Source organism: Curtobacterium sp. B18, assembly GCF_000333375.1.
In the GTDB taxonomy this organism is placed as follows: Bacteria; Actinomycetota; Actinomycetes; order Actinomycetales; family Microbacteriaceae; genus Curtobacterium.
Genome location: NZ_BACZ01000489.1, coordinates 1 through 850 on the forward strand (window position 1 = coordinate 1; position 850 = coordinate 850).

1 protein-coding gene is annotated in these 850 nt (G+C 71.5%); it reads right to left on the reverse strand.

The features are described from left to right. A partial coding sequence (locus I5E_RS13015) for an NAD(P)H-dependent glycerol-3-phosphate dehydrogenase (RefSeq protein WP_022907371.1) occupies positions 1 to 850 on the reverse strand: 850 nt, incomplete at both ends.

The following is an 850-nucleotide window of genomic DNA, read 5'->3' on the forward strand; positions in this document are numbered from 1 at the left end:
GCGGCGAGCTCGAGGATCGGCGCGACCGACGCCAGCCCCTCTGCGGTCTGGTTCATCTGCCGGACGACCTCGTCGAAGCGGTACCCCTGACCGAGCAGCCGGCCGGCGGTGTTGTTCCGCGAGAGCGGCGACTGGCAGGTCGCGATGAGGTCGCCGAGGCCGGCGAGCCCGGACAGCGTCGACGGCTGCGCGCCGAGCGACACCGCGAAGTCGGTCATCTCGGCCAGACCCCGGGTGATGATGGACGCCTTGGTGTTCTCGCCGTAGCCGACACCGTCGACGATGCCGATCGCGACGGCGATGAGGTTCTTCAGCACCCCGCCGAACTCGGTGCCGATGACGTCGGTGTTGATGAACGACCGGAAGTACGGGTTCGTGGCGACGGCGGCCACCGCGCTCGCGGTCTCGGCCGACGACGACGACACGACGGCCGCGGTGGGCTGCCGCCGGGCGATCTCGAGCGCCAGGTTCGGGCCGCTCGCCACCGCGATGCGGTCGCGGTCGATGCCGAGGCCCTCGTGCAGGACCTCGCTCATGCGGAGTCCGGTGCCCTTCTCCACGCCCTTCATCAGGCTGACGACGGGGACGTCCGGCGCGAGCAGCTCGCGGATCGCGGCGAGGTTCGAGCGCAGGGACTGCGACGGCACCGACACGTACACCTGCGACGCGCCGTCGAGCACCTCGGCGAGGGACGTCGACGCGGTGAGGGTGCGGGGCAGGTTGATCCCGGGCAGGTAGTCCGAGTTCCGCTTGGTCTCGGTGATCTCCCGCGCGACCTCGGCCCGCCGCGCCCACACGACCGTCGACGCACCGCCCTCGGCGAGGACCTTGGCGAACGTGGTCCCCCAGC